At 69.9% G+C, this 2,856-nt stretch carries 3 protein-coding genes; 1 reads left to right on the top strand and 2 read right to left on the bottom strand.

Going from position 1 to position 2,856, the window contains the following annotated elements; genetic code table 11:
- Nucleotides 1–131 precede the first annotated feature (131 nt).
- Nucleotides 132–731 carry a helix-turn-helix domain-containing protein gene (locus ABZU75_RS46085; RefSeq protein ID WP_355569814.1) on the bottom strand — a complete coding sequence of 200 codons (600 nt, stop codon included), beginning with the start codon at nucleotides 729–731 and terminating at the stop codon, nucleotides 132–134.
- 55 nt (nucleotides 732–786) lie between these two features.
- On the opposite strand from ABZU75_RS46085, the gene ABZU75_RS46080 reads away from it, so the two are divergent.
- A complete protein-coding gene (locus ABZU75_RS46080; RefSeq protein ID WP_355569811.1) occupies nucleotides 787–1,590 on the top strand; it encodes an SDR family NAD(P)-dependent oxidoreductase in 804 nt (267 codons plus the stop codon).
- A 116-nt stretch (nucleotides 1,591–1,706) separates the two neighbouring features.
- On the opposite strand, the gene ABZU75_RS46075 is transcribed toward ABZU75_RS46080, so the two are convergent.
- Entirely contained in the window at nucleotides 1,707–2,438 is a 732-nt protein-coding gene (locus ABZU75_RS46075; RefSeq protein ID WP_355569808.1) for a sulfite exporter TauE/SafE family protein, read from the bottom strand.
- Nucleotides 2,439–2,856: the final 418 nt, after the last annotated feature.

Genomic DNA, 2,856 nt, shown 5'->3' with positions numbered 1-2,856 from the left:
AGTCCAAGGTTGGGGCGCCTGCCGGTCCGGGGGTGGGGGGTTCTGCTGCTTCAGGGGTGTCGTAACCAGTCCAGGGTTGGGGTCCTACCGGTTCGAGGTTGGGTGTTGTAATCGGTCCGGGCTGGGGGCTTTCAGGGGCAGTTGTTCATCGCGGTGCGTGTCTGGGCGGGGGTCATGGGTGGGGCGGGGAGGGGGTGGGCGGCGGTGGCGCGTAGGCCGTCGAGGGTCAGGGCGAGGTGCCGTCGCCAGACTCCGGGAGCGACGCGGAACGTCGCGCGTACGGTCGCCGCGACTCCCCAGATCACGAACGCCATGTCCTCAAGCGTGACGTCGTCCCGCAGGGCGCCCGACTCCTGGGCGCGCTCGATGATCTGCTGCATCAACGCGTAGCCCGTGTCCGTGTCGGCCGTTCCGCCGCGTATGGCGAGGTCGTTGTAGCCGAGGTCGGCCGCCTGCAGCTCGCACACGCCGGCGATGAACGCGACGAACCCCTCCCAGGCGTCGTCCATCGCGAGCGACCGCTCGGCCAGCTCCGCGACCGTCGCCACCCGGTCCTCGAACACCGCCTCCACCAGCTCGGCCCGGGTGGGGAAGCGGTTGTACAGCGTTCCGATGCTCACCCCCGCCGTACGCGCGATCTCTTCGAGCGGCACGTCGAGTCCCCGGTCGGCGAAGAGGCTCCTGGCCGCCCGCAGGAGGCGCTCGCGGTTGTGGAGGGCGTCCTTGCGCATGCTCGAAAGCCTAGCTAAGTTGAGGTGAATCTCAACTTGAGGAAGGCCTCAACTTATGCGACGGACAATCGTGATCACCGGCGGCACGGACGGCATCGGCAAGGCCCGCGCCCGGCACCACACCGAGCAGGGCGACCTGGTCATCGCCGTGGGCAGCAGCGCGGCAGGCGGACGGCGCCTGCGGGAGGAGGTGCCCGCGGCCCGCTTCGTCCAGGCGGACCTCAGTTCCATCAGGCAGACCCGCGGCCTGATCCGGGAACTCCGTGACGAGCATCCGGTGATCGACGCGCTGGTGCTCGGGGCCTTCAGGTACAACCCGACGAGGATCGAGACACCGGAGGGCTTCGAGCACACCTTCGCCCTGTACGTGATCAACCGCTGGCTCATGGCCGAGGGCCTGCGCGAATCACTGGAGAAGGCGCGAACACCCGTGATCGTCAATCTGTGCGGGGTCGGGGGCATCCGCGCGGGAGAGATCCACTGGGACGACCCGCAACTGACCGAGGGGTATCGGCCTTTCAGGGCGACCATGCAGGGTGCCAGGGCCGTCGAGTTGCTGGGCATGGCCTACGCCGGCGAGCGGACGAGCTACGTGCTCTACAACCCGCTGTTCGTGGCGACGGGGATGTTCAAGCCCTTCCGGCAACCGGTACGCGGCCTTGTCCGGCTGATGTCGGCGGTGTTCGCCCAGCCGGTGGCCAGGGCCGTACCCCCGATCGCCGCCCTCATCGACCGTCCGCCGGCCGGCCCGCTCACCGCCTACCGGAAGGGCAGGTCCGTCGGGCTCACCGTGGACCGCGATCTGGCCCTGAGATTCGAGAAGACCGTCCACACGATGGCAACGTCACTCCCCAGATGATCCCGACATTCCGGGTTCTCGACCTCCCCACAACCGGCTGCCGGCAGCCATTCGGCGACGGCCGGTGCTCGTCGCCGGCCGGCTGCCCCCGTATGCCGCCCTGTGCCGGTCAAGGGTCACAGGCTCCACAGCCCCTTACCTATCGTGGTGAACCCGCCCACCAGCGCGAGCAGCAGCACCAGCACCCGGGCCCGCCGCTCCGGCACTCGTTCCGCGAGTGCCTTCCCCAGCACGGCGCCTGCCGCTATCCCAGCCGCGACCAGCAGCCAGAGCGGCACCGTGAGCTTCGGCACGCCCTTGGCCGTAACGGAGAGCGCGTTCACCACCACCCCGTAGAACTGCGCGTTCGGCACGAACTCCCGTACCGTCCAGCCCGCGTTCACCGCATACAGGGAAACCGCCGGACCGCCCACCCCCGCGGAGGAGTTCATGAACCCGCTCGCCGCACCGGCGGCCACCGCACCTCCGGCGCCGCGCAGAGCGGGCACTCGGCTGCCCCACATCACGAGCAGTACGGCCACGCTCACCAGCACCCCCATGCCGACCAGCAGCATCGGTTCGGGCAACCGGGCGGCCACCCAGGCCCCGGCCGGCACGGTGCAGGCGGCCGCGGCGACCAACGGAACCATCGCGGTCAGGCGGACCTCCCGCCAGGTGCCGACCAGCCCGATCGCGCTGATGGCACCGGCCGCGCAGTTCGCCAGCACCACACCCTCGGCCGGGCCGAGAAGCAGCACCAGAGCGGGCACCGCCACAAGCGCGAACCCGATCCCCGCCAACCGCTGCACGGACGCGCCCAGCAGGACGATGCCCCCCAGCAGAAGACCGGCGGTCCAGTCATCCAGCACAGACGCTCCTCGCGGCTCCTCCCCATGAGCGATCCCGCACAACACTCACCCACGCGGCAGGCACAATCATGCAGGCCGATGGGAGAGCGGGCAGCAGGTCACGCGAACGGAAAAGCCAGAACATGAACGCCTGCCCCCAAATCGACCCACCTGGAAGCCAAAACCCGACCCCCGACCCCGGACTGTCACGACGCCCAGCCCTGAACCGTAAGACCGCCAACCCCGGACCGGTCACAACACCCCCTGAAGCGGCAGAACCCCCCACCCCCGAACCCGCAGGACCCCAACCCCGGACCGGTCACGACACCCCCTGAAGCGGCAGAACCCCCCACCCCGGACCGGCAAGACCCCAACCCGGACCGGTTACGGCCCCCTGAAGCGGCAGGCCCCCGGACCGGCAGGCCCCCAACCCTGGACC

Origin of the sequence: Streptosporangium sp. NPDC005286 (assembly GCF_040607515.1) — a bacterium.
Taxonomy (GTDB): Bacteria; Actinomycetota; Actinomycetes; order Streptosporangiales; family Streptosporangiaceae; genus Streptosporangium.
Note: the sequence above shows the minus strand (reverse complement) of the source record. Positions and strands in the feature narration are given on the sequence as shown.